The 23955-nt window shown below is 34.3% G+C and carries 24 protein-coding genes; 8 read left to right on the top strand and 16 right to left on the bottom strand.

The window, feature by feature from the left end:
• Positions 1-3: 3 nt before the first annotated feature.
• Positions 4-456 carry a DUF4442 domain-containing protein gene (locus tag G3A46_RS11080; RefSeq protein ID WP_165149788.1) on the top strand — a complete coding sequence of 151 codons (453 nt, stop codon included), beginning with the start codon at positions 4-6 and terminating at the stop codon, positions 454-456.
• 188 nt (positions 457-644) lie between these two features.
• Positions 645-842 carry a hypothetical protein gene (locus tag G3A46_RS11075; protein ID WP_165149786.1) on the top strand — a complete coding sequence of 66 codons (198 nt, stop codon included), beginning with the start codon at positions 645-647 and terminating at the stop codon, positions 840-842.
• Positions 843-897: 55 nt separating this feature from the next.
• Here the strand turns inward: G3A46_RS11075 and G3A46_RS11070 are convergent, their stop codons facing one another.
• Complete coding sequence (locus G3A46_RS11070) at positions 898-2292, bottom strand: S41 family peptidase (protein ID WP_165149784.1); 1395 nt, start codon at positions 2290-2292, stop codon at positions 898-900.
• Between the two features lie 192 nt (positions 2293-2484).
• On the opposite strand from G3A46_RS11070, the gene G3A46_RS11065 reads away from it, so the two are divergent.
• The 4 genes from G3A46_RS11065 to G3A46_RS11050 are packed head-to-tail and all read left to right on the top strand — an operon-like array spanning position 2485 to position 4540.
• The gene (locus G3A46_RS11065) at positions 2485-2991 is read left to right on the top strand and encodes a sigma-70 family RNA polymerase sigma factor (protein ID WP_165149782.1); all 507 of its coding nucleotides are present in this window, start codon (positions 2485-2487) and stop codon (positions 2989-2991) included.
• Complete coding sequence (locus tag G3A46_RS11060; RefSeq protein ID WP_165149780.1) at positions 2978-3418, top strand: hypothetical protein; 441 nt, start codon at positions 2978-2980, stop codon at positions 3416-3418. The genes G3A46_RS11065 and G3A46_RS11060 overlap by 14 nt, the downstream gene beginning before the upstream one ends.
• 41 nt (positions 3419-3459) lie before the next feature.
• Positions 3460-3999, top strand: coding sequence for a DUF4252 domain-containing protein (locus tag G3A46_RS11055; RefSeq protein WP_165149778.1), 540 nt, complete (start codon positions 3460-3462; stop codon positions 3997-3999).
• Position 4000: 1 nt separating this feature from the next.
• The gene (locus tag G3A46_RS11050) at positions 4001-4540 is read left to right on the top strand and encodes a DUF4252 domain-containing protein (protein ID WP_165149776.1); all 540 of its coding nucleotides are present in this window, start codon (positions 4001-4003) and stop codon (positions 4538-4540) included.
• Positions 4541-4615: 75 nt separating this feature from the next.
• Here the strand turns inward: G3A46_RS11050 and purB are convergent, their stop codons facing one another.
• The 13 genes from purB to G3A46_RS10985 form a co-directional block, all read right to left on the bottom strand.
• Positions 4616-5959 (bottom strand): adenylosuccinate lyase, encoded by a 1344-nt coding sequence (gene purB / locus G3A46_RS11045; RefSeq protein WP_165149774.1) that lies wholly within the window; start codon positions 5957-5959, stop codon positions 4616-4618.
• A 197-nt stretch (positions 5960-6156) separates the two neighbouring features.
• Positions 6157-7800 (bottom strand): carboxyl transferase domain-containing protein, encoded by a 1644-nt coding sequence (locus G3A46_RS11040; RefSeq protein WP_139855715.1) that lies wholly within the window; start codon positions 7798-7800, stop codon positions 6157-6159.
• Between the two features lie 150 nt (positions 7801-7950).
• A complete protein-coding gene (gene ribB, locus G3A46_RS11035) occupies positions 7951-9099 on the bottom strand; it encodes a 3,4-dihydroxy-2-butanone-4-phosphate synthase (RefSeq protein ID WP_165149772.1) in 1149 nt (382 codons plus the stop codon).
• Positions 9100-9213: 114 nt separating this feature from the next.
• Complete coding sequence (locus G3A46_RS11030) at positions 9214-10653, bottom strand: LptF/LptG family permease (protein WP_139855713.1); 1440 nt, start codon at positions 10651-10653, stop codon at positions 9214-9216.
• Positions 10654-10663: 10 nt separating this feature from the next.
• Entirely contained in the window at positions 10664-11302 is a 639-nt protein-coding gene (locus tag G3A46_RS11025) for an outer membrane lipoprotein carrier protein LolA (RefSeq protein WP_165149770.1), read from the bottom strand.
• Between the two features lies 1 nt (position 11303).
• Positions 11304-13685, bottom strand: a complete 2382-nt coding sequence (locus G3A46_RS11020; RefSeq protein WP_165149768.1) for a DNA translocase FtsK — start codon at positions 13683-13685, stop codon at positions 11304-11306.
• Positions 13686-13846: 161 nt separating this feature from the next.
• Complete coding sequence (locus G3A46_RS11015) at positions 13847-14206, bottom strand: diacylglycerol kinase family protein (protein ID WP_165149766.1); 360 nt, start codon at positions 14204-14206, stop codon at positions 13847-13849.
• On the bottom strand, positions 14206-14706 hold the full coding sequence (gene tpx, locus G3A46_RS11010; protein WP_165149764.1) for a thiol peroxidase: 501 nt from the start codon (positions 14704-14706) through the stop codon (positions 14206-14208). Before tpx ends, G3A46_RS11015 begins: the two co-directional genes overlap by 1 nt.
• A gap of 180 nt (positions 14707-14886) precedes the next feature.
• Positions 14887-15135: a hypothetical protein gene (locus tag G3A46_RS11005; protein ID WP_165149762.1), complete on the bottom strand. Its 249-nt coding sequence runs from the start codon at positions 15133-15135 to the stop codon at positions 14887-14889.
• Positions 15116-15430, bottom strand: a complete 315-nt coding sequence (locus G3A46_RS11000) for a thioredoxin family protein (RefSeq protein ID WP_165149760.1) — start codon at positions 15428-15430, stop codon at positions 15116-15118. Before G3A46_RS11000 ends, G3A46_RS11005 begins: the two co-directional genes overlap by 20 nt.
• A gap of 3 nt (positions 15431-15433) precedes the next feature.
• Positions 15434-16069, bottom strand: coding sequence for a peroxiredoxin (locus G3A46_RS10995; RefSeq protein ID WP_165149758.1), 636 nt, complete (start codon positions 16067-16069; stop codon positions 15434-15436).
• A gap of 151 nt (positions 16070-16220) precedes the next feature.
• The gene (gene nhaC / locus G3A46_RS10990) at positions 16221-17714 is read right to left on the bottom strand and encodes a Na+/H+ antiporter NhaC (protein WP_165149756.1); all 1494 of its coding nucleotides are present in this window, start codon (positions 17712-17714) and stop codon (positions 16221-16223) included.
• 110 nt (positions 17715-17824) lie between these two features.
• A complete protein-coding gene (locus tag G3A46_RS10985) occupies positions 17825-19027 on the bottom strand; it encodes an aminotransferase class I/II-fold pyridoxal phosphate-dependent enzyme (RefSeq protein WP_165149754.1) in 1203 nt (400 codons plus the stop codon).
• Between the two features lie 169 nt (positions 19028-19196).
• Between G3A46_RS10985 and lpdA the strand changes: the two genes are divergently transcribed.
• Positions 19197-20600 carry a dihydrolipoyl dehydrogenase gene (gene lpdA / locus G3A46_RS10980; RefSeq protein WP_139855703.1) on the top strand — a complete coding sequence of 468 codons (1404 nt, stop codon included), beginning with the start codon at positions 19197-19199 and terminating at the stop codon, positions 20598-20600.
• A 95-nt stretch (positions 20601-20695) separates the two neighbouring features.
• Here the strand turns inward: lpdA and G3A46_RS10975 are convergent, their stop codons facing one another.
• Together G3A46_RS10975 and G3A46_RS10970 are read right to left on the bottom strand one after the other, a co-directional pair.
• Positions 20696-21280: a superoxide dismutase family protein gene (locus tag G3A46_RS10975; RefSeq protein ID WP_165149752.1), complete on the bottom strand. Its 585-nt coding sequence runs from the start codon at positions 21278-21280 to the stop codon at positions 20696-20698.
• A 130-nt stretch (positions 21281-21410) separates the two neighbouring features.
• Entirely contained in the window at positions 21411-22625 is a 1215-nt protein-coding gene (locus tag G3A46_RS10970; protein WP_165149750.1) for a bifunctional alpha/beta hydrolase/OsmC family protein, read from the bottom strand.
• 179 nt (positions 22626-22804) lie between these two features.
• Here G3A46_RS10970 and G3A46_RS10965 point away from each other — a divergent pair, with 179 nt between their 5' ends.
• Positions 22805-23926 (top strand): VWA domain-containing protein, encoded by a 1122-nt coding sequence (locus tag G3A46_RS10965; RefSeq protein WP_165149748.1) that lies wholly within the window; start codon positions 22805-22807, stop codon positions 23924-23926.
• Positions 23927-23955: the final 29 nt, after the last annotated feature.

Genomic DNA, 23955 nt, shown 5'->3' with positions numbered 1-23955 from the left:
CTGATGAAACTAAGTCCAAGTAAAATCAATTCATTTTTATTATTCAAGCTTCCTTCTGCTTACTTCACAGGTGTACGAGTAAAATCGATTACAGATACTACTTGTGTTACCTCTGTAAAACACAGATGGATAAATCAAAATCCTTTTAATTCAATGTTTTGGGCTGTGCAAGGTATAGCTGCCGAGTTGAGTACTGGTGCAATGGTGATGGATAAAATTAAAAAAAGCAATAAAGGGATTTCTATGTTAGTGCTAAATAATAAAGCTACTTTCACCAAGAAAGCAAAGGGTAGAATTATGTTTCATTGTAATGATGGTGATAAAATAGACGACGCAATCAAAAAAACGATTGCTACAGGTGAAGGTCAAACTATTTGGATGAAATCTGAAGGAAAAGACTCGAAAGGAGATACGGTTTCTATATTTGAATTTGAGTGGACGCTAAAAGTAAAATGATTTAAACTCCCCAACATTAAAGAGTTAGCGTTGTGAATTTTCGTTTAACAAATCTTTAACAGTGTTAATCTCCTATGAAATATTTAAAGATGACTTATAATTCTTATATTTATGTTGAATTTAAAAATAAACCCTTCGCGTATTGATTAAACTTCTACCTAATCTAATTTATAAAATTTTAATTAGCTATGGCAAGAGCAATGTTTGATTATACCAAAGCTGTACTTGCAAAAGTCAGTTTTGATGTCAATTTGTTCTGCAAAGAATTGAAAAAAGCGTTAACCCGTTTACTTCCTTATGAAATTGAGGAATTAAAATTGTGGATTGATTCGCTTATCAAGCAGAACCCCCAACTAGATAAATGTTTAATGTATTTAAATACATAAAAAATAAATCCCTCTATATTTTAGAGGGATTTTTTGTTTTACTACTTCTATCGTTTTAATTTCCAATCATCTTACCATAAGTAGGAGAGCTAACTTTCCCATCGGTAAATTCATTTAATTCAATCTCATTTTTTTTAAGTGGCGCAGGTCTTCCTGCTATATCTTGCAATGCTTGGGCTAATAAAGGTTCGTTCATATCACCAAGTTGCCCTAGATTGAAATAATTTTCTTTTAAATAAATATCTGGAGCCAATCCATCAATAAAGTCTGTATGACCGTTTTTATTTGCAGTTTTAAACACTAGTGGAAGCATGCAATAAGTATGACTAGGGTCTGAAAGTTGTTTACTAAAGCTTGGCGCCGGAGCGTCGTAAAGTAAAAACGAAGCTTGGAATTTCCCAGTAGTCGTATCGCCTATTTGTACAGTATTAATATATGGATCAAGTCCGTTTAAAACCAATTCACTTGCTGAAGCCGAACGTTTCGTTGTAAGGATATACACCTTATTTAGATTTAAACTATTAGTACTAGAGCCATTACTGATTTGGTTGTCGAATAAGCCATTTTCAGCATTTTCTTCTTGTCTGTCCTCATTCCAAAACTCCTGATAAAACAATTCACCATTAAATTGACCTGTAATCATACTAGCCAGATCTGTTGCAGTTTCTACAGAACCACCGCCGTTATAACGTAAGTCTAAAACTAAATCGGTAACTCCTTCTGCTTGAAATTCACCAAAAGCATTATTAAGTTCTACATCATAACTCCTTGTAAACGAATTATACATTAAATAACCAATTTTGCGACCATTTACATCTAAGGTTGTTGCTTTGTATACTGGGTTTTCGGTATATTGATTTTTTGTTAATTGAACAGTTTCTCCGGTTGGTAAAAATTCGGTTCCATTATAAGTTGCTAAGCCAATGGCATAACTTTCACTTGATAATAATTCTTGGTAGTTGTTATCGTTTAATTGTTGCCCATCAATTGTTGTGAAAATATCTCCTCTTTTTAACTCCTTGTCTTCGGCATCAGTATTAGGAAGAACATAACGTACATATCCAAATACATTGTTGCTGCCATCGGGATAATAAACTAAGCCGTATTCCATTCCATTACTTAAGGAAATTCCGTTTAATGCATTTTCGATAACATTGTAGTCTTCAAAAAGATTACTGAAACGATCTTGTGACGATTTTAAATAGGCAAATAAAGATTCAGGAGAGTCGTATGTTTTTAAAAAATTATTTCTCTCAGCATCATTTGCAAAGGCGTTATTCTCTAATTCTGGTGTATCCTCTTTGTAGAGATAGTAGTAATTAAGTCCACGATACACAAAATTTTGAATATCTAGCGTAGTCGCCGTTTGTAAAGTATCATCCATATCTTTAAAGCAGGAAGCTAAAAGAAACGAACTCATTAGGACTGCTGCAAAATGTTTTATTTTCATAAAAATGGTTTAAAGGCGTAGTGCTATAAAAACTAATAAATTAAGAATTATATTGTAACGATAAAAATAAACATTTAAGACTGATGTTTATTAAGCATATATAGTGTTTTAAAAATACATTATTAAAATAAAGTAACAATTATTCAATTGGCTCGTCTTTTAAATAGAGCGCCAAAATATTAAGCTTAGATTATGAATCAGGTAGAATTTTTAGAAATCGTTTCCCCTTTTAAGGATAAGCTCTATCGCTTAGCTAAAAGAATCTTGATTTCTAATGATGAAGCTGAAGATGCTGTACAAGAAGTGTATTTAAAATTGTGGAAAGCAAAGGCAAACATTAAAAATTATGGCAATGTTGAAGCTTTCGCAATGACGATGACAAAGAATTTTTGTTTAGATAGGTTGAAGTCGAAACAAGCTTCAAATTTGAAATTAGTGCACACCAATTTTCCTACAAGTGGAAATATAGAGCGTAATTTAGAAGCAAATGAAGGTGTAGAAATGGTTTTGAAAATTCTTGAAGATCTACCAGAACAACAGCGAATTGTTATTCAGTTACGAGATGTAGAGGAACTTGAATTTTCAGAAATAGCGAAGATATTGGACAGCAACGAAACAGCAATTAGGGTAGCGTTATCCCGAGCTCGAAAAACGGTTAGAAATTTGATGATTAAAAAATATAATTATGGAATTAGCTAAAATAGAACAGCTACTTGATGCCTATTTTGAAGGTGAAACAAATTTAGAAGATGAGAAAATTCTTAGAGATTATTTTCTCAATGAAAATGTGCCAACGCATTTGCTTCAATATAAACCGATTTTTGTAGGCTTAGAGGCAGCTCGTAAGGAGCGCCTTCAGAAAGAGATTGATTTGCCAAAACCTGAAACAGCTGCATTTACAAACTGGAAATATATAGCTGTAGCAATATTGGTTTTATCCTTTTTGGTTGGAGGAGTTTATTTTTCTCAATCCAATAAGTTAACACCTGAAGAAAAAGAAGCTTTAGCTGCTTTTGAAGAGAGTAAAAAAGCAATGTTACTGCTGTCACAAAATCTTAATAAAGGTGCAGAGCGACTTACTTTAGTAAATCAATTTAGCAATGCAAAAGATAAAGTATTTGAATAAACGATAAACAATTTGAAACAACAATCTTAAATAAATAAACAATGAAAAAAATAGCAATATTAATAGCACTAGTTATAGCGCCTTTTATTTCGGGAGCTCAAAACGCATTCGACTTTTTAGAGGATGAGAAAAATGTTACATCCGTAATTGTAACCAAAAATATGTTCAAATTATTGAGTAAAATGGATTTAGACTCAAGCGATCCTGAAGCTCAGGCGTATTTAAAAATGGTTAACGATTTAGATTATATTAAAATCTATACTACCGAAAATCCAGCAACGGCAAAAAAGATGAATGAAACTGTTGCGAAGTACATAAGCAGCTCAAAAAACTTAGGTGAGCTTATGCGTGTAAAAGATGAAGGAACAAATGTGAAATTCTATAGCAAAGAAGGAAAAAATGAAAACTATGTTAGCGAACTTCTTATGAATCTTGACGGAATCGTAGATGGAAAACCTACTACTGTAATAATGAGTATAACTGGAAATATCGATTTAAAAAGAATTTCAAAACTTACGCAGGATTTAAAAGTTCCTGGAAGTGAATTGTTGAAAGACCTTGATAAAGCTAAAAAACAATAATATGAAATATCTTAAATATTCATTATCAATAGTTTTAGTTGCTTTAACTCTCGTTTCGTGTTCGGAAAAATCACTTCAGAAATACCTTGTAGAAAAGCAAGACGATGAGCATTTTGTAAAAATGGATCTTGCAGCAAGTTTATTACAAGGGAAGGAGAACACTTTTACCGATGAAGAGAAAAAGACTTTAAGTACAATTAAGAAAGTAAATATCGTAGCTTATCCCTTATCTAGTGGAGATTCTATAAATTATGAAAGTGAGCGTATTGAGGTTAAACAAATTCTTCGCCAAGACCAATATAAAGAGCTTGCAAGATTTAATAACGATCAGTGGGATGCAACTATAAAATTTACGGGAGAAGAAGATGCTATTAATGAATTAATAGTTTTTGCAAGCGATGACAATCGTGGATTTGCGGTTTTGAGAATTCTAGGGGATGATATGCGTCCAGATGAGATTTTTAAACTTGTAAAAGGGGCTGATAAAAATGATTTAGACTTTTCGAAGTTTAGTGGTTTAAGTGAAATATTTAAAGACTAATTTTCAATAGATTAATAAAACAAAAAGGCTTCATCGCAACAGTGATGAAGCCTTTTTACATTTATAAGTATAACATTAAATTCCAGTATAGTTACTCGGAGTAATTTGTCTCATCTCTTCTTTAACGCTTTCAGGAATATCTAAAGTTTCTATAAAGTTAGCCATAGAATCTTTATTTATTTGTTCGTTGGTACGTGTCAATCCTTTTAATGCTTCATAAGGATTTGGGTACCCTTCACGTCTTAAAATTGTTTGAATCGCTTCAGCTACTACAGCCCAATTGTTTTCTAAGTCTTGTTTAAACTTAGGTTCGTTTAGTAATAATTTATTCAGACCCTTAAGTGTAGATTTAAAAGCGATAAAAGTATGTCCTAAAGGAACACCAACATTGCGCAACACAGTGCTATCGGTTAAGTCACGCTGAAGTCTACTAACAGGTAATTTTGCTGAAAGGTGTTCAAAAATTGCGTTTGCAATTCCTAAGTTTCCTTCGCTATTTTCAAAATCGATTGGGTTTACTTTATGAGGCATTGCGCTACTTCCTACTTCACCTTTTTTAATTTTTTGTTTGAAGTAATCCATAGATACATATGTCCAAATATCTCTATCCAAATCGATAAGTATCGTATTAATTCGTTTTAAACAATCAAATAGCCCAGCCATATGGTCGTAGTGCTCAATTTGAGTGGTTGGGAAAGAATGGTGTAGGCCAAGAGTATCTTGAACTAATTTTTTTCCAAAAGAAAGCCAATCTGTATTTGGGTATGCTACTTTATGAGCATTGTAGTTTCCTGTAGCACCACCAAATTTAGCGGCGTTTTTAATATTCTTTAGTATTTCAAACTGCTCTTCAATTCGAACAACAAAAACATCTAGTTCTTTTCCTAAGCGAGTAGGCGAAGCTGGTTGTCCGTGAGTACGGGCAAGCATAGGCACATCTGCCCATTCTTTAGCAAGTTCTTTGAGTTTGTCTAACACTTCATTTAAAAGTGGAGTATAGGCCTCTACAATCGCATCTTTAATAGAAAGCGGAATAGCAGTGTTATTTATATCTTGAGAGGTTAGTCCAAAGTGAATAAACTCCTTATATTTTTGAAGGTTTAGATTATCAAATTTTTCTTTTATAAAATATTCAACAGCTTTTACATCGTGGTTTGTTACCTTCTCTGTCTCCTTAATTTTTAGGGCATCTTCAACCGAAAAATCTTTATAAAGCGCACGGAGTTCATTAAATAGAGATTTATCAAAATCTTTAAGTTGCGGTAGATCTAATTCTACTAACGCGATAAAATATTCAATTTCAATAAGAACGCGATAACGAATTAGCGCCTCTTCAGAGAAATAAGGAATAAGACTAGATGTTTGATTGGTATATCTACCGTCTATAGGTGAAATAGCTTGTAGTGCCTTGATATTCATAGGTTCAAAAAATTTAAGTTGCAAATATACAAAATGCAAGGATGTTTTGGGTGTGAGTTTATCTATTAAGATTCTTTAAATCAAAGGATAAAAGCTCACTTTGTTGTTATTAATTTAAATAGAAGACTCCGATTCAATTTTATACGAATCGGAGCCAGTATGTTTATAATGTTTATTGCTATAGTTAAACCAGATTCTTACACTTGAAGTACTCCAAGATTAAATGGTTTTGTAATAGGTGAGTGGTCTGCTGCTTCAATTCCCATAGAAATCCATTTTCTAGTATCTAATGGATCGATTACAGCATCTGTCCACAATCTCGCAGCTGCGTAATAAGGAGAAATTTGCTTGTCGTAACGCGCTTTAATTTTATCGTAAAGCTCTTTTTCTACTTCTTCAGTAATTTCTTTTCCTTGTTTTTTTAGTGAAGCGGTTTCAATTTGTAAAAGTACTTTTGCGGCACTATTACCACTCATTACTGCTAATTCAGCACTTGGCCAAGCAACAATTAATCGAGGGTCGTAAGCTTTTCCACACATAGCGTAGTTTCCTGCACCGTAACTATTTCCTATTACTATGGTAAACTTAGGAACAACACTGTTACTTACAGCATTAACCATTTTGGCACCATCTTTAATAATTCCGCCGTGCTCACTTTTACTACCAACCATAAATCCTGTTACGTCCTGTAGGAAAACTAATGGAATTTTCTTTTGGTTGCAGTTAGCGATAAAACGAGTTGCTTTATCTGCACTATCACTATATATAACTCCACCAAACTGCATTTCGCTAGGTTTAGTTTTAGCTTTTGTAGTTTTTACCAAGGTTCGTTGGTTAGCAACTATACCTACTGCCCAGCCGTCAATTCTTGCGTATCCGGTTAAGATAGTTTGTCCGTAGCCTTCTTTGTATTCTTGAAAATCACTATCGTCTACAAGACGTTTAATGATTTCACGCATATCGTATTGCTCACTTCTAGACTTAGGTAAAATACCGTATATATCTTGAGGATTTTCTTTTGGTTTTACAGCTTTTTCACGATTAAAACCAGCTTTTTCAAAAGAACCAATTTTAGACATAATATTTTTAATAGTGTCTAAAGCTTCTTTGTCATCCTTCATTTTGTAGTCTGTAACTCCACTAACCTCACAGTGAGTAGTAGCACCTCCCAGAGTTTCATTATCGATGCTTTCGCCTATTGCAGCCTTTACAAGATAACTTCCAGCTAAGAAGATACTTCCTGTTTTATCCACGATTAAAGCTTCATCGCTCATAATTGGAAGATAAGCACCACCAGCAACGCAACTTCCCATAACAGCAGAAATTTGAGTAATACCCATACTGCTCATTACTGCATTGTTTCTAAATATACGGCCGAAATGCTCTTTGTCTGGGAAAATTTCATCTTGCATTGGTAAGAATACTCCTGCGCTATCCACTAAATAAATTATAGGAAGTCTGTTTTCTATTGCAATTTCTTGTGCGCGTAAGTTTTTCTTAGCTGTAATAGGGAACCAAGCTCCAGCCTTTACAGTAGCATCATTGGCAACAACTATACATTGTTTTTTCTTTACATAACCAATTTTTACAACCACACCTGCACTTGGAGCACCGCCGTATTCTTCATACATTTCATCACCGACGAATGCACCAATTTCAATACTTGGGCTGTTTGGGTCTAATAGGTAGTCAATACGTTCGCGGGCGGTCAACTTGCCTTGGGCGTGTTGTTTTTCTATTCTTTTTTTACCACCACCAAGCTTTACTTTGGCAAGTTTATTTTTTAAATCTGAAACCAGTAATTTATTGTGGTCTTCGTTTTTATTGAAGTCTAAATCCATTTTTTAATTGGTGTTTTGGCTAAAATACAAAATGCCTTTAAAATGTTTTGATTACTCTGAAAACTTTATTTTGAAGTGATTTAATTTAATGAAATCGAACTTTAAAATAGGTTGACAGCTCTATTTGTTGGTTTTTTGTAAATGAAAGGTTTAGTATGAAACGTATTCTTTGATTTCTAAACCGTAACCAATCATTCCTACACGTTTAGTTTGTTCGCTATTTGAAATCAAACGAATTTTATGAATGCCCAAATCATGAAGAATCTGTGCGCCAATTCCGAAATCTTTATTGTCCATTTCAATTCTTGGAGCTTTAGCAACTTCATTTGGTTTTTGCTTTTCTTTTAAATCTTTCAAACGGCTTAAAAGGTTTAAAGATTGGCTTTGCTGATTGATAAATACAATAGCACCTTTCCCTTCCTTATTAATCACGTTGAACATGTCATCCAATTTTTGCTCTGCATTGTTGGTTAATGTTCCTAGAATATCACTGTTTACTAAAGTAGCATTTACTCTAACCAAAACAGGTTCGTTTTCTTTCCAGTTACCTTTGGTAAGTGCAATATGTATTTGATCGTTTGTTGTTTGTTTGTAGGCTCTAAGTCTAAATTCTCCAAACCTAGTGTTGATTTTAAAATCTTCTTTTTTCTCAATTAAAGAATCGTGCTCCATTCGGTACTTCACTAAATCTTCAATAGAAATAAGTTTTAAATCAAACTTTTTAGCAACTTCCATAAGTTGTGGAAGTCTTGCCATTGTACCGTCTTCATTTAAAATTTCAACTAAAATCCCTGCAGGTTTTAAGCCAGCAAGTCTAGCCAAATCTATAGCAGCTTCAGTGTGTCCTGTTCTTCTTAATACACCACCTTCTTTAGCGCGCAATGGGAAAATATGCCCTGGTCTACCCAAATCGTGACTCTTAGTATTTTCATCTACTAAAGCTTTGATAGTTTTTGCTCTGTCGTGAACAGAAATTCCTGTAGTACAACCGTGGCCAATTAAATCTACAGATACTGTAAATTGAGTATGATGTAAAACAGTGTTGTTTTCAACCATCATATTCAATTCAAGTTCGTTACATCTTTCTTCAGTTAAAGATGCGCAAATAAGCCCTCTACCGTGAGTGGCCATAAAATTTATCATTTCTGGCGATACCATTTCGGCAGCGGCAATAAAATCACCTTCATTTTCTCTGTTCTCATCATCAACAACAATTATTATTTTACCATTGCGGATATCCTCAATGGCTTCTTCTATAGTGTTGAGTTGAATTGAATTTTCTTTATTTGTAGAAATCATAGCTTAAAATTGTGAGTGCAAAGATAATGGAAACGCCCATAAATAAACATGAGAATGAGGTATTCTTTATTAGGATTAAAAATGATGTGAATCCTAATGGAATTTGTAAAAAATCTACTTCTTTTTCTTAATAAAATTGAACAAACGTCCAATTCGTTGGATGAATGAATCGAAGTCGAATATCCCTTGATCGGTAGTGGCTCTATAGGTTAGCCAAATGCTTAATGGGAACATAATTGCGGTACTTAACCAAGTAGCAATAAATGGGTGCATGGTTCCATCTTCGGCACTATTTTTAGCAAAAATACCTATAAAATGATAGGTTAAAAACAGTAGAATAGCTACTACCATCGGCAGTCCCATTCCACCTTTTCGGATAATAGCACCAAGCGGAGCCCCTACAAAAAAGAGAATGATGCAAGCGAATCCTAACACATATTTTTCGTGTAAGGCTATTTCAGTTTTATTAAGTCGCTTTGTTTTGTTTCTGAATTCAACCTTCTTAGCATCTATAGCTTGAACAGTACCTTTGGCATTGTTTAATGCTAATTTTATAATTTGATGTTGATGAGTAGGATTGTAAATTTCTAATATGCTATTAATGGCAGGAGGTACAGAAGAGTCGTCAACCTTAATATCATTGAATTTTTCAATTCCACTGCGGTAGTACATATTTTTGGTGTACGATTCAATATCTTTTGAATAACTTTTAGAAAGCGAATCTATTTCAACTCTTAATTCGCTACTGTTGTACATATTCTGGTTGTCGATATTATTGTCCTTATCAATATCTTTTTCATTTAACTCGGTAAGGTCAATATTTATTGAGTATTCTTCAAAGTAGCTTTTAGCAAAAGGTTCTCTTTTTTTGGTAGCAGGTTTTTTTGATTGAATTTCTTCGTAATAGTTTCCTTCTTTCAGTATTAAGGAAAGTGTGTTACTACCTTCTTCACTTGCTAACTCACCCTTATTTGCAATAATAACAGTAAAATTACCCGTAGGTCTATCTTCATTTTTCTTATGAATTACAACATCTTCTAAAAACTGGCCACGGTCACCAGTTTTCTTTTCCACCTTTATGTTAAATAAATCTCCAATCTGACTAAATTGTCCTTCAGCAATAACCATAGAAGGTTTAAACTGAGAAATATTTCGTCTTAGATTTTGCCATTTATATTCAGAATATGGAATAACATTATTAGCGAAGAAAAATGCAGTAATTGCAAGGATTCCTATAAAACCTATCACACTTCCCATAGCTCGCTGTAGAGAAATTCCAGTAGATTTCATCGCAGCAAACTCATACTTTTCAGCAAAACTTCCAAAAACCATTAAAGAGGTTACCAAAACAGTTAGCGGAAGAACTAAGGGTATTAATCGTGGAGATACGAACCAAAGGAACTTCATTACAATCCAAAAGTCAAGGTCTTTACCTGCAAGTTCGGAAATGTAGAGCCAAATGGTTTGTAGTACAAAAATGAACATTAAAATAATGAAGACGCTTATAAACGTCTTCAAAAATGTTACTAGTATGTACCTGTCAAGTATCTTCACTTATAAGGGCTTATAGGTTGTTGATGTAGTAGCCGTCTTTTTTGTACTTAGCCTCGTCAAAAGTAAATAAGGTTTTTGAAACAGGTAGGTTTGTCTTAAAAGAATTTACTGTAAGAGTGTATTTTGTTCCTTGCTTATCTGTTTGTATCAATTTGTAGATGTGTTTTGTCTGCACATCAATCCCCAACAGAATATTTTTAATTTCTGCGTTAGAGTCAATTGGCATCAACTTTACATATTGAATTTTTCTTCCTTTTACATTTTGAACAATGTCCATTTTGTAGTTGTAACCGTTTTCGTAAAAAGTCAACATTTTTGAAGGAGTAATTTCCTTGTCGTCTTTTGGGTTGTAAGAAGAAATAGTTACTTCTTCATCTTCAGGAACGATAGTATATATTTTTTTACCGTCGAAAATTCGGGTTGTCCCTAACATATTCAAAACGTATTTGTCTCCCTGTAGTGTTACGTCACCACGAGTATCTTGATTTACGTTCTCTTTTGAATTGTTTAAGTTGTATTTGAAATCTATTGCTATGTTATCATAGCTTTTCACTTTTTCAGAAACCTCTTTAAGTAAAGATTTAGCATCTTGTGCTTGTGTGAATGTGGTGATAAAAAGAGCTATTAAAATAATGCTTAATTTTTTCATTTTAGATATTTTTTGTTTCGTTTTCTAATAATTGATTTAATGCGTCAATAGTTGGAACTAAAACTGATCGTGCTTTGCTGCCTTCAAAAGGGCCAACAATTCCAGCCGCTTCTAATTGATCTATAATTCTACCAGCTCTGTTATACCCCAACTTTAGCTTTCGCTGTAATAATGAGGCGGAACCTTGCTGTGCAATTACAAGAACTTCGGCTGCTTCACGGAACAGTTTATCGCGTTCCTCTATGTCATTATCAAGAGTTGTGCCACCTTCCTCTCCAACGTATTCAGGAAGTAGGTGAGCATCTGGAAATGCTTTTTGCGAACCGATAAAATCTGTAATATCATCAACTTCTGGTGTATCAACAAATGCACACTGTAAACGAGTTAGCTCATTACCTTGAGTGTACAACATATCCCCACGACCAATAAGCTGATCGGCTCCAGAATTATCTAGAATGGTACGGGAGTCTATTTTACTTGTTACTCTAAATGCAATTCTCGCAGGGAAGTTTGCTTTAATAATACCAGTAATAACATTTACAGATGGTCGTTGTGTAGCTACAATTAAGTGAATTCCAATAGCACGAGCTAATTGAGCAAGTCGAGCGATAGGAGTTTCAACTTCTTTTCCTGCAGTCATAATTAAGTCTGCAAACTCGTCGATTACTAATACGATATACGGTAAAAATCTATGCCCATCATTAGGGTTTAGCTTTCTGTTTTTAAATTTGGTATTGTACTCTTTAATGTTACGCACCATTGCATCTTTTAGCAAATCGTAACGAGCATCCATTTCAATACAAAGGGAGTTTAATGTATTGATAACCTTAGTTGTATCGGTAATAATAGCTTCTTCTGAATCTGGAAGCTTAGCTAAAAAGTGACGTTCAATTTTGTTGAAAAGTGTAAGTTCAACCTTTTTTGGGTCTACTAAAACAAATTTTACTTCAGCTGGATGCTTCTTGTATAAGAGGGAAGTAAGAATTGCGTTAAGTCCAACCGATTTACCTTGCCCTGTAGCCCCTGCCATAAGTAAGTGAGGCATTTTTGCAAGATCAACTACAAAAGTTTCGTTGCTAATCGTCTTTCCGAAAGCAATTGGCAGTTCCATTTCAGCATTTTGAAATTTTGCCGACCCTATTACAGAACGCATCGAAACTATTTTAGGGTTTTTATTAGGAACTTCAATACCTATGGTACCGCGTCCTGGAATAGGAGCAATAATTCTAATTCCTAAGGCAGAAAGTGAAAGTGCAATATCGTCCTCTAAGTTTTTAATTTTAGAAATTCGAACTCCTGCATCAGGTACAATTTCATAAAGCGTTACAGTTGGTCCAACAGTAGCTTTAATATTTGCAATACCTATTTTATAATTGTTTAGCGTTTCTACAATTCTATTCTTGTTTTCTTCAAGTTCTTCTTGGTCAATGGTAATTGCCCCGCCAATAGTATGGTCGCGTAATAACTCTAGCGTTGGAAATCTGTATTTACTCAATTCCAATCTTGGGTCGAATTCTCCATAGTCTTTTACAAGCTTTTCACTTAAAGTGTCAACTTCTTCTTCTTCAGCTGCTTGTTCCACCTCCATTTCAACATCTCCTTCTGTTTCAGATTTTAAAATAAGTTTTTCTTTAGGAGGTGAGGGTGGAGTAGGAGTTGGCTTTTCCACAACCTCAAAAGTTTCTTCTTCTGTTGGTTTTGACACTTGTTCTGTATTAGAAGTGTTTGTCTTTATGCCTTCTTCAGAAACCTTAGCTTTTGGCGTAGTTTCGGTTGATTTGAATTCTGAAATTATTTCATTTTTAGATTTTTTAATCGCGCCGATTACTGTCTCAGGAGTAAGTTTAAGGCGAACAACTAGATAGATGATAAGGATAAATGTCATCACCAATATAGTTCCGATTAACCCTAAGTAATCTTGCATATAATCATTGGCCTCGTAACCAATAATTCCGCTTAAGAGTGTTGTTTTTTCATTGAAGAAACCGAAGAAAATGGAGAACCATAGCATTAATAATAATCCCCAGAACCAGAATCTTAATAATTGTTTTTTGGCAAAATCAAAGAAGTAATACACTCCTGTAAGACCAACGAGAATGGCTAGGAAATAGGCAGCTATTCCAAAACCGTCATATATAAAAAAGTGAGCTATGTTAGCTCCAAACTTATTTAATAAGTTTTCTGTTTGAAGTTCGCGTTCGTTAAAAATACCAATTTCGCTTTGATCGATTTTCCACGTAAAAAAATACGAGGTAAATGAAATCAAAAGAGCAGCCCCTAACAAAAATAAAAAGCTACCTAAAATTATTTTCTGTTGTTTAGATAACTTAAAACTTATTTTTTTACGCGGTGTCTTGGCGGTTTTTTTCTTTTTCTTGGCCATTAATGGAACAGTTGTCTTTTTTGCAAAAATACAAATATAGAACTTGTAATTTTCAAAATGTAAACTTCAAATTTTTAAATCGTTTTTAAATATTATAATGTTAGAAGTTTATACTTTTTGCGAGTATAAACTTCTAAAATAAAGGAAATTAATCTGAATTTTTAAAATTTCGGGATATAAATAATGCATCCTATAATTACAGCGGTAATTGCAGCAAAGAATACTGCACCTGCAGCAATGTCTTTTATAAAGCCAATTTTGGTGTGAAAATTAGGGTGAATAAAATCTGCTATTCCTTCAATTGCCGAATTTAGTCCCTCTAAACCTAAAACTAACCCTATCGCAAAAACCTGAAACATCCACTCCGTAGTGGAAATTTCAAAATAGAAACCTGCAATAGTCATTAATACACCTATTATAGCTTGAACTTGAATGCTTGGCTCGGTGCGAAGCAATAGATAAGCACCTTTTATAGCATAGCCAGCCCCTTTAAGGCGTTTACCTAAAAAGGTTTCCCACATTATAAAAGTGTTTTTAGTGCAGAAAGGTAATCTGGTTCTTCTCCAATCTCTGGAACTAGTTGACTATGGATTACTTTTCCTTCTTCATCTAAAACAACAACTGCTCTTGAATGAAGACCTTTTAAAGCACCAGTAGTCATCTCAACTCCATATTTTTTTCCAAACTCTCCAGTGCGAAAGTCGGATAGGTTATTTACGTTTCTCAATTCTTCTTCACTTACAAAACGCTTATGAGCGAAAGGAAGGTCTTTTGAAATGCACAACACTTTTGTGTTGTCTAAGCCAGTAGCTTTTTCGTTGAACTTTCTTACTGAAGTAGCACAAACATTAGTGTCAATACTCGGGAAGATGTTCATTACAACTCGGGATCCTTTGTAGTCGGATAACTTCTTAGTGCCTAAATCTTCTGAAGTTAATTCAAAATCTGGAGCTGAATCTCCAACTTGTGGTAGACTTCCAATTGTTTCGATGTCTTTTCCACCTAATTTTATATGTGCCATAGTATTTCATTTAAATGAGGGATAAAGATAAGAATTCGTTTTTTGTTAATCTATCAACAAGTTCTTAAAGAAAAGAGTTTTTTGCTCGACTGTTAAAATACGTGTGTTTAGTAAACTTTAGACAAAAGAAAAGGCCGTCTAAATTTTAGACGGCCTTTATTGTAATTATAAAATGTAAAATTATCGGTCTATAGAGCCTATTACTTTTTGTGCAAATGCATTAGCAGCATCGCGCTCAGGCATTCCTTCTTCAATCATTTTATGAACTTCTACTGCACCACAAAGGTTAGTGATAAGCTCTCCAATAACGTCCAATTCTTCATCTGTAATTCTATTGTATTCGCTAAACGATTCTAAAACTTCAATACAGCTTTCTATCTGTTCTGATGAATTGTTTCGCTGAATATGTCTAATTACCGGTAACTTCATCTATAAGACTCTTTAAAGGTTCAACTTTATTGGTTTGAACTTGGTTTACTAATTCGCCATTTTTGAAAGTTGCGAAAGTTGGTAAATTATCCACATTAGCCATCTTTCTGCTTTCAGGAAACTTTTCAGCATCTACCAAAACGAATTTGTAACCTTCAGTTTCTGTAGCCAATTTTTTAAATTTTGGCTTCATCAATCTACAATTGCCACACCATCCTGCAGAAAATTGAACTATTACGTTCTTTTCTTCAGAAACAAATTGCTGCAGGCTATCATCTTTTAGCTCTACTACCATATCTTAATTTCTTAAATATGTAGCAACTCCTTCGCGGTTAGCAACCATTGCTTCTTTACCTTCTTCCCAGTTTGCTGGACATACTTCACCGTTCTTTTGAACGTGAGTATAAGCATCAACTAATCTTAGGTATTCGTTTACGTTTCTACCTAGTGGCATATCGTTTACACTTTCGTGGAAAACTTTTCCTTCCTCATCAATTAGGTAAGTTGCACGGTAAGTTACGTTATCACCTTCTACTGTGTAAAGACCAGTTTCTTCATCGTATTTTTCGTTTTTGATATCAAGGATACCTAAAGCGTTAGATAGGTTACGGTTGGTATCTGCAAGTAATGGGTAAGTAACACCTTCAATTCCACCTTCATCTTTTGGAGTGTTTAACCAAGCAAAGTGTACTTCTGGAGTATCACAAGATGCACCAATTACCATTGTGTTTCTATCTTCAAATTTTGAAAGTACTTCTTGGAAAGAATGAATTTCAGTTGGGCAAACAAACGTAAAGTCTTTTGGATACCAGAAAAGTAATACTTTTTTGTTGTTCTTTTTTGCTTCTTCTAGTACATTTAACTTAAAAGTATCTCCCATTTCGTTCATTGCGTCTACTGCGATGTTTGGGAATTTTTTTCCTACTAATGACATAATTTTATTGTTTATTAAGGTTAATAATTTTCTTCTACAAAGATAAGAACTACCTTAATATTTAATAGAAATACTCAATGGATTAATTTATAATCCGATAGGTTTTGTCGATAGGTTAAATTTTTAACAATAAGAAAAAGCTATGAGTGAATTACGCTGTTTCTGTTGTAGCTAACTGTCTGATTTTAATTCTGAATGCCGCAAAAAGTAAAGTAGTAAACGGACTCAACCAGTTGAAAATAGCATAACCTGCATAATGAAGCGTGTCAACACCCAAAACTCCACTATGGTAAGCACCACAAGTATTCCAAGGGATTAATACTGATGTTACAGTACCACTATCCTCGAGAGTTCTAGATAGGTTTTCTGGAGCTAGACCTTTATCCTTAAATGCCTGTGCGTACATTTTTCCAGGAACAACAATAGCTAAATATTGATCACTTGCTGTTAGGTTGATAGCTAAACAGCTTGCAACAGTACTTGCAAAAAGTCCGAAGGTAGTGTGAAACAACTTCAACAACGCTCTACTAATTGCAGATAACGCACCAATTGCATCCATAATTCCCCCAAATGTCATAGCACATATAATTAACCATACTGTGTTTAACATGCCAGACATTCCTCCGGCTGAAAATAAATCCTTTAATGATTCATTGTCCGTCGCAATAGAACTGTCAACGGTTATTGCGTTCATTATCCCTTTATAGCCAGATTCAAAAGTTAAAGAAGTTCCTCCTCCAACAGAGGCTACAATGTCTGGTTGAAAAATTAATGCTGCTACACCTCCAAGCAAGGAACCAATTAATAGGGCAATAAGTGGAGATGTTTTTTTAACAATCATAATAATCACCGCGATTGGCACTACAAACAACCACGGACTTACATTTATAGATTTTTCTACAGAAGCCAAAATAGCTTGTGTGTCTGCTGTTCCTGAAGTATCAATATTAAAACCTAATATTATAAATACAATTAAAGTTACTGTTAATGTGGGAACAGTAGTATAGAGCATATATCTAATATGAGTAAACAAATCTGTTCCTGCCATAGCAGGAGCAAGGTTGGTGGTATCACTTAGAGGTGAAATTTTATCTCCAAAATAAGCTCCAGAAAGAATTGCTCCAGCCGTCATTCCAAGTGGAATGTTCATAGCATCTGCAATACCTATCAAGGCAATACCCACCGTTGCAGACGTTGTCCAACTACTTCCAGTTGCCACTGAAATAATAGCACAAATTATAACACAAGAAGCTAGGAATATTGTCGGGTTTAATATCTGTAGTCCATAATAAATCATTGTTGGGATAATCCCGCTAATTAGCCAAGTTCCTGCCAATGCTCCAACCATTAATAAAATTAAAATAGCCCCAGCAGTCGATTTAATGTTGGAGGCTACTTCTTCTATCATTTGGTCGAACTTAACTTTGTTGAAGAAGCCAACAATAGCAGCTACAGCACCTCCCATTAAGAGTATAAACTGGTTACTTCCACTTAGAGCATCATCACCATAAGCTACAAATACATTGTAAAAAAGCATTATTATTAATGCGAATACAGGTATTAAAGCCTCCCATATATTCAATTCAAAATTTTCAACAATGTCTTCGTTTTTTGGGTCGGTAGGCTTAATATCTTGGCTTTGCATAGTGTGATTTATTTTTAGGAATGTAATGTTACGATTTTGAAAAAACTTACGCAAATTAAAAAAGGGAACAGATTGTCTGTTCCCTTCCAAAATTATAAACAAATAAGAATTTATTTCAATATTCCAACTTTAACCATACACTCGCGCATCATTGTGTAGGTGCGTTCAATGTCGTTATCTAAACCAATGCTAAAACGTATTAATCCATCGCTTAGTCCCATTTCTTTTTGTTCGTCTTCTGGAATTTCAGAAGAAGTAGAAGATCCTGGAGCGCTAAACAATGTTTTATAAAATCCTAAACTTACAGCTAAATAACCAAGATTGTGTTCTTGCATTAACTCCATTAATTCATTAGCCTTATCAATGCTGCCAGCATCAACAGTTAGCATTCCACCAAAGCCGTATTCTTTGTTCATCATTTTTTTATAAATCTCGTGTCCTGAATGCGATTTTAATCCTGGATATACTGTTTTTAAGCCGTCAGCCTCAAATTTTTCAGCCAAATACAAAGCGTTTTCACTATGTTGCTTGATTCTTATATGAAGTGTTCTTAGGTTTTTTAAAATTGAAGCTGCACGCAAACTATCCATTGCAGGACCGAGAAGCATATTTGCACCGTCGTTTACATTTCGTAAGCTATCAATAAATTCTTGAGTACCACAAGTAACGCCACCCATTGTATCACTACTTCCATTTATGAATTTTGTTAAACTGTGAAGTACAACATCGGCCCCTAGTTTTGCTGGAGAAAGGCTTAATGGTGAAAAAGTGTTATCTACTAATAATTGAAGGTTGTGTTTTTTTGCAATTTTTGAAAGTCCTTCAATATCGGCAACTTCCAAAAGTGGATTGCTCACTGTTTCGCAGTAAAGAACTTTAGTGTTTTCAGTAATTGCTGCCTCAACCTGGTCAAGTTTAGTAATATCTACAAAAGAAGTTTCAATATTTAGTCTTGGTGCAAAGTTTTTAAGAAATGCATAAGTCCCACCGTAAATTGTACGACTAGAAACTATATGGTCTCCAGCTTTACAGAGTTGTAGTAGTGCAGGGGTGATTGCTCCCATTCCGCTTGCAGCAACATTTGCTGTTTCTGTGCCTTCCATTGCAGCAAGTGCTTGCCCTAGGTATAAGTTTGATGGACTTGTGTGTCGAGAATAAAGATAACATCCGTCTGCATTTCCTTCAAATGTATCGAACATAGTTTTTGCTGAAAGGAATGTGTAAGTAGATGAATCTGAAATAGAAGGATTAACGCCTCCAAATTCTCCAAAGTATTGTAAATCTTGAATTTTATCTGCTGGTTTAAATGCCATGATTGTCTTTTTATTGTTGTTTCACAAATTTGCGAAAATTTATAGGAGTGGTCAAATTATAAAAGCAATTACTTTTTAATGATAAAACTTTAACTTTTAAACCGCTAAACTTTTAAACTATTAAGCAGTATTGTACCTTTGCATCTTCAAATAAAAAAACACATACAAGATGTCAAAATATGATGTAGCAGTAATAGGTTCTGGTCCTGGTGGCTATGTAGCAGCAATTCGTTGCGCACAATTGGGTATGAAAACCGCAATTATAGAAAAGTACGATGTATTAGGAGGTACTTGCCTTAACGTTGGCTGTATTCCTAGTAAAGCCTTATTAGACTCTTCACATCACTACGAAGATGCTATGAAGCACTTCGAAGATCACGGAATTGAAATTCCTGGCGATATTAAGCTTAATTTCAAAAAAATGATCGAGCGCAAAGCCTCTGTTGTAGATCAAACTACCAAAGGAATTGTTTACTTGATGGATAAAAACAAAATCGATGTTTATACGGGAATGGGATCTTTTAAAGATGCTACTCATATCGATATTACTAACGGTAAGAAAACCGAAACCATCGAAGCAAAAAATACAATTATTGCTACTGGAAGTAAACCTTCAACGCTACCTTTTATTAAGTTAGATAAAGAAAGAGTAATTACTTCAACTGAAGCATTAAGCTTAAAAGAAGTGCCTAAGCACCTAGTTGTTATTGGTGGTGGAGTAATTGGTTTAGAATTAGGCCAAGTTTACCGTCGTTTAGGTGCAGAAGTTTCTGTTATTGAATATATGGACAGAATTATTCCTACTATGGACGCTGCCCAAAGTAAAGAGCTTACAAAAGCTATGAAGAAACAAGGAGTTAAGTTTTACCTTTCTCATAAAGTTTCTGATGTTTCTAAAAAAGGAAAAGAAGTTGTAATTACTGCAACCGATAAGAAAGATAAAGAAGTTACCTTTAAAGGTGATTACTGTTTAGTTTGTGTAGGTAGAAAACCTTATACAGATGGACTAAAAGCTGAAAACGCTGGGGTAAAAGTTACTGAGCGTGGAATGATTGATGTAAACGACCAACTTCAAACAAACATTAGCAACATTTACGCTATTGGTGATGTTGTTAGAGGTGCAATGTTAGCTCATAAAGCTTCAGAAGAAGGAACTTTAGTTGCTGAAATTATAGCTGGTCAAAAACCACATATCAACTACAACTTAATTCCAGGTGTGGTTTATACTTGGCCGGAAGTTGCTTCTGTAGGTAAAACAGAAGAGCAGCTAAAAGAAGCTAAAGTAGAATACAAAGCAGGACAATTCCCGATGCGTGCATTAGGAAGAAGCCGTGCAAGTGGTGATATTGATGGTTTTGTAAAAATTCTTTCAGATAAAAATACAGATGAGGTATTAGGTGTACATATGGTAGGAGCTAGAGTTGCCGATTTAATTGCTGAAGCTGTAGTAGCTATGGAATTCCGCGCTAGTGCAGAAGATATTGCTAGAATGAGTCACGCACACCCAACGTATGCTGAAGCAGTAAAAGAAGCTGCACTTGCCGCGACTGATGATAGAGCTATTCACGTATAGTAAAAGCGAATAACGATAAATGGTGAGTAACCATATAAAAAAAGCATCTTGAATTATTTCAAGATGCTTTTTTACTTTATAAGATTTATTGTGGATTATTTAATAATTCCTCCACAAGAAACACGTCCACCGGCATCACCTGTTGGTTGTGAAACAAAATCGTCTTCACCGTCGTGAACTATTATAGCTTTCCCAACAATGTTTTTGTTTTCATCATCACATCCAATACACCATTCGTCAGTTTCCATTGAAATTTTTGCCATACCATTAGCATCAGCAACCATATTTCCTATGTCACCTTTATGGTATCCTTCAGCATCTCCCCACTTACCGTGTCTTTGATGAGTTGGGTTCCAGTGACCTCCTGTTGAAGTTCCATCATCTGCACTACAGTCTGCTTTTTCGTGAATATGAATCGCGTGAGTACCTTCAGTTAAGCCTTCAAATTTAGCTTCCATTTTTACAACTCCATTCTCTTCTGTAAATACAACCTCACCAATTGTATTACTTCCGCTTTTAGATTCCATCATTACTGATAGCATTTTTGGAGCTTCTTTAACTTCCTTCACTTCAACCGTTTCGGTTAATTCTTCTAAAGAATCAGTGTCTTTTTTTTCGTTTTTACAACCTACAAAAGCTAACATTGCTGTAGCTGTAAGTAATAGTCCTAATTTTTTCATTTAAAAAGTTTTTAGTTTGTGTTGATTAATAATTAATCACTAAAGATAAGATTTCACCATTCCACAAACAAGAATTTAAAAAAATCTTAGCAGTTTTTATGAATAATGAAATTCTATCAATATTTAAATACTATTCTACAAGCTTAGTGATAATTTGTGTTTTGCTATGAAGCGTTTTATGAACAGGGCATTTATCTGCAATTTGCATCAATTTCGCTTTTTGCTCGTCGGTTAGATTTCCTACCAATTTAATTTCACGTTTAAATGTGTCAATTTTTGAAGAATCTTTTTCGCAATCTTCACAATCTATAGCGTGTTCTTTTGAGTAGTCTATATGCACAGAAACATTGCCTACATTCCAATTTTTTCTTCTCGCATACATTTGTATTGTCATAACTGTACAAGCAGCAAGTCCTGCTGATAGAAATTCGTAAGGCGAAGGACCGAAGTTGTTTCCGCCGAAAGATTTAGGCTCATCTGCAATTAAATAATGATCACCAACTTTTAAATTAGTGGTAAATTTTTCGTCTTGCCCTAAACTAGCAGCAACCTTACTTTTACTCTTTATTTCTTTGGCAGCAGGTATATCTACATATCGCGAAGCCCAACCAGCAATAACTTCACCTACGTACTTGGAATCTTCTTTTTTCGAGAGTAAATGATCTACTCCGTCTAAAGACACAAAGCTTTTAGGGTGATGAGCGGCAATGTATATTTTTTCAGCATTTTTAATACCAACTGTGTTATCTTGAGGTGAGTGTAAAATTAAAAGTGCTTTTCTAAGATCACTTACAACATCTTTTAAAGTGTTGTTTTCTAGATCATCTAGAAATTGTTTTTTTATGGTGAAATCTACACCGCCTAAATTAACTTTAGCTTCTCCTTTTCTAGTAATTTCTTGTTCGCTATCCTTTAATAAATGCATAACGTGAGATGGATCACTAGGAGAATTGATTACTGCAACAGCTTTTATAGATTCAAGTTTTGAAGCCGCAAAAATAGCCGCAGCCCCTCCAAGTGAATGTCCAATAATAAGTGTAGGTGCTTGATAGTTTTTTTCTAAGAAGTTAGCTGCTTCTATAAGGTCATCAACATTTCCTGAGAAGTTGGTATTCTCAAAATCTCCTTCGCTTTCACCTAAACCAGTGAAATCAAATCTCAAAACTCCAAACCCTGCATTCGTTAAAGCTCGACCTACGTTTTTTACTGCAGTTAAGTTTTTATTACAGGTGAAACAATGCGCGAATATTACAAAATTATGAGGCTTTTGATCCAGTGGAAGTTCCAAACGACCAGCTAATTGCTCTTTATCTTTATTAGTAAAGGATACCTTATGGATATTCATAAAAATCGTTTTTGATTAAATTACAAATTATAAAAAATATGTAGCCTTAAAATTAAGTATTTTATAAAGGATAAACAGAAAGTTAACCTGAATTAATTCAACAGCGTTCATTAGTAGTTTTAATGCTAGTTTAACGTTTACTTGTTTTATTTAAACAACAAATCCGTTACATTTATAAGATGAACAAAAAAGGACTTAAAAGTGGATTTGTCTTCACCAAGCACACTCCCAAAGAGCTGTCTCCTTTCGAAAAACTCTTAGATGTTTTCCAAGAATTAATAACGCATACTTCTGGGGATGTAGATGAAGCTTTAGAGTGGTTAAAGCAATTGGATGACGAATATAAACTTACAAATGAAGATTACACTTTAGATGATTTTGTAGAAGACCTTAAAAAGAAAGGTTATCTGCGTGAAGAAATTAAAGTGGATGGTAAAGGAGGTTTAGCAATTACCGATAAAACTGAAAGAGCACTTCGAAAGAGAGCTTTAGAGCAAATCTTTGGAAAACTGCGAAAAAGTGGCGCTGGAAATCACCGTACCAAACAAACAGGTAGAGGAGATGAGCAAGCAGGAGAATTTCGCTCCTATCGATTTGGGGATTCATTAGAACAGATTTCAATGACCGAGAGTTTTAAAAATGCTCAGATAAATCACGGTTTGGGTGAATTTACACTGTCTGAAAACGATTTGGTTGTTGAAGAAACGATGTACAAAACCCAAATGAGTACAGTGTTAATGATAGATATAAGCCATAGTATGATTCTTTACGGCGAAGATAGAATCACCCCCGCTAAAAAAGTGGCAATGGCTCTATCCGAATTTATTACAACGCGTTACCCAAAAGATACTTTAGATATTTTAGTATTCGGAAATGATGCTTGGCCTATTCAAATTAAAGATTTGCCTTATTTAAATGTAGGGCCTTACCATACAAATACAGTTGCTGGATTGCAATTGGCAATGGATTTGTTGCGAAGAAAAAGAAATACAAACAAACAAATATTTATGATAACCGACGGAAAACCAAGCTGTGTAAGACTTCCCGATGGGCGTTATTATAAAAATAGTAATGGTTTAGATAGGTATATCGTTAATAAATGTTACGCAATGGCATCACAAGCTAGGAAACTTCACATTCCAATAACAACTTTTATGATTGCTGAGGATCCCTATTTAATGCAGTTTATCGAACATTTTACAGCAGCAAACCAAGGGAAGGCATTTTATACAGGGTTGAAAGGATTAGGAGAAATGATTTTTAGTGATTATGAATCTAATAGAAGAAAGAGAATAAGATAAAAAGTCTATTTCAAAGAGGTAGAAATGAA

The organism is Aequorivita sp. KMM 9714, assembly GCF_011065475.1.
Classification (GTDB): Bacteria; Bacteroidota; Bacteroidia; order Flavobacteriales; family Flavobacteriaceae; genus Aequorivita; species Aequorivita sinensis.
This window is presented reverse-complemented; position numbering and strand designations above follow the sequence as displayed.

Coding starts and splice junctions, on each gene's coding strand:
- ribB (WP_165149772.1), bottom strand. CDS start 9,099: ATGATTTCTACAAATAAAGAAAATTCAATTCAACTCAACACTATAGAA.
- G3A46_RS11015 (WP_165149766.1), bottom strand. CDS start 14,206: ATGTGGGAAACCTTTTTAGGTAAACGCCTTAAAGGGGCTGGCTATGCT.
- lpdA (WP_139855703.1), top strand. CDS start 19,197: ATGTCAAAATATGATGTAGCAGTAATAGGTTCTGGTCCTGGTGGCTAT.
- G3A46_RS11070 (WP_165149784.1), bottom strand. CDS start 2,292: ATGAAAATAAAACATTTTGCAGCAGTCCTAATGAGTTCGTTTCTTTTA.
- G3A46_RS11025 (WP_165149770.1), bottom strand. CDS start 11,302: ATGAAAAAATTAAGCATTATTTTAATAGCTCTTTTTATCACCACATTC.
- G3A46_RS11050 (WP_165149776.1), top strand. CDS start 4,001: ATGAAATATCTTAAATATTCATTATCAATAGTTTTAGTTGCTTTAACT.
- G3A46_RS11020 (WP_165149768.1), bottom strand. CDS start 13,685: ATGGCCAAGAAAAAGAAAAAAACCGCCAAGACACCGCGTAAAAAAATA.
- G3A46_RS11000 (WP_165149760.1), bottom strand. CDS start 15,430: ATGGTAGTAGAGCTAAAAGATGATAGCCTGCAGCAATTTGTTTCTGAA.
- purB (WP_165149774.1), bottom strand. CDS start 5,959: ATGAATATCAAGGCACTACAAGCTATTTCACCTATAGACGGTAGATAT.
- G3A46_RS11055 (WP_165149778.1), top strand. CDS start 3,460: ATGAAAAAAATAGCAATATTAATAGCACTAGTTATAGCGCCTTTTATT.
- G3A46_RS10985 (WP_165149754.1), bottom strand. CDS start 19,027: ATGGCATTTAAACCAGCAGATAAAATTCAAGATTTACAATACTTTGGA.
- G3A46_RS11040 (WP_139855715.1), bottom strand. CDS start 7,800: ATGGATTTAGACTTCAATAAAAACGAAGACCACAATAAATTACTGGTT.
- G3A46_RS10965 (WP_165149748.1), top strand. CDS start 22,805: ATGAACAAAAAAGGACTTAAAAGTGGATTTGTCTTCACCAAGCACACT.
- G3A46_RS11005 (WP_165149762.1), bottom strand. CDS start 15,135: ATGAAGTTACCGGTAATTAGACATATTCAGCGAAACAATTCATCAGAA.
- G3A46_RS11075 (WP_165149786.1), top strand. CDS start 645: ATGGCAAGAGCAATGTTTGATTATACCAAAGCTGTACTTGCAAAAGTC.
- G3A46_RS10975 (WP_165149752.1), bottom strand. CDS start 21,280: ATGAAAAAATTAGGACTATTACTTACAGCTACAGCAATGTTAGCTTTT.
- G3A46_RS10995 (WP_165149758.1), bottom strand. CDS start 16,069: ATGTCATTAGTAGGAAAAAAATTCCCAAACATCGCAGTAGACGCAATG.
- G3A46_RS11080 (WP_165149788.1), top strand. CDS start 4: ATGAAACTAAGTCCAAGTAAAATCAATTCATTTTTATTATTCAAGCTT.
- nhaC (WP_165149756.1), bottom strand. CDS start 17,714: ATGCAAAGCCAAGATATTAAGCCTACCGACCCAAAAAACGAAGACATT.
- G3A46_RS11065 (WP_165149782.1), top strand. CDS start 2,485: ATGAATCAGGTAGAATTTTTAGAAATCGTTTCCCCTTTTAAGGATAAG.
- tpx (WP_165149764.1), bottom strand. CDS start 14,706: ATGGCACATATAAAATTAGGTGGAAAAGACATCGAAACAATTGGAAGT.
- G3A46_RS11060 (WP_165149780.1), top strand. CDS start 2,978: ATGGAATTAGCTAAAATAGAACAGCTACTTGATGCCTATTTTGAAGGT.
- G3A46_RS10970 (WP_165149750.1), bottom strand. CDS start 22,625: ATGAATATCCATAAGGTATCCTTTACTAATAAAGATAAAGAGCAATTA.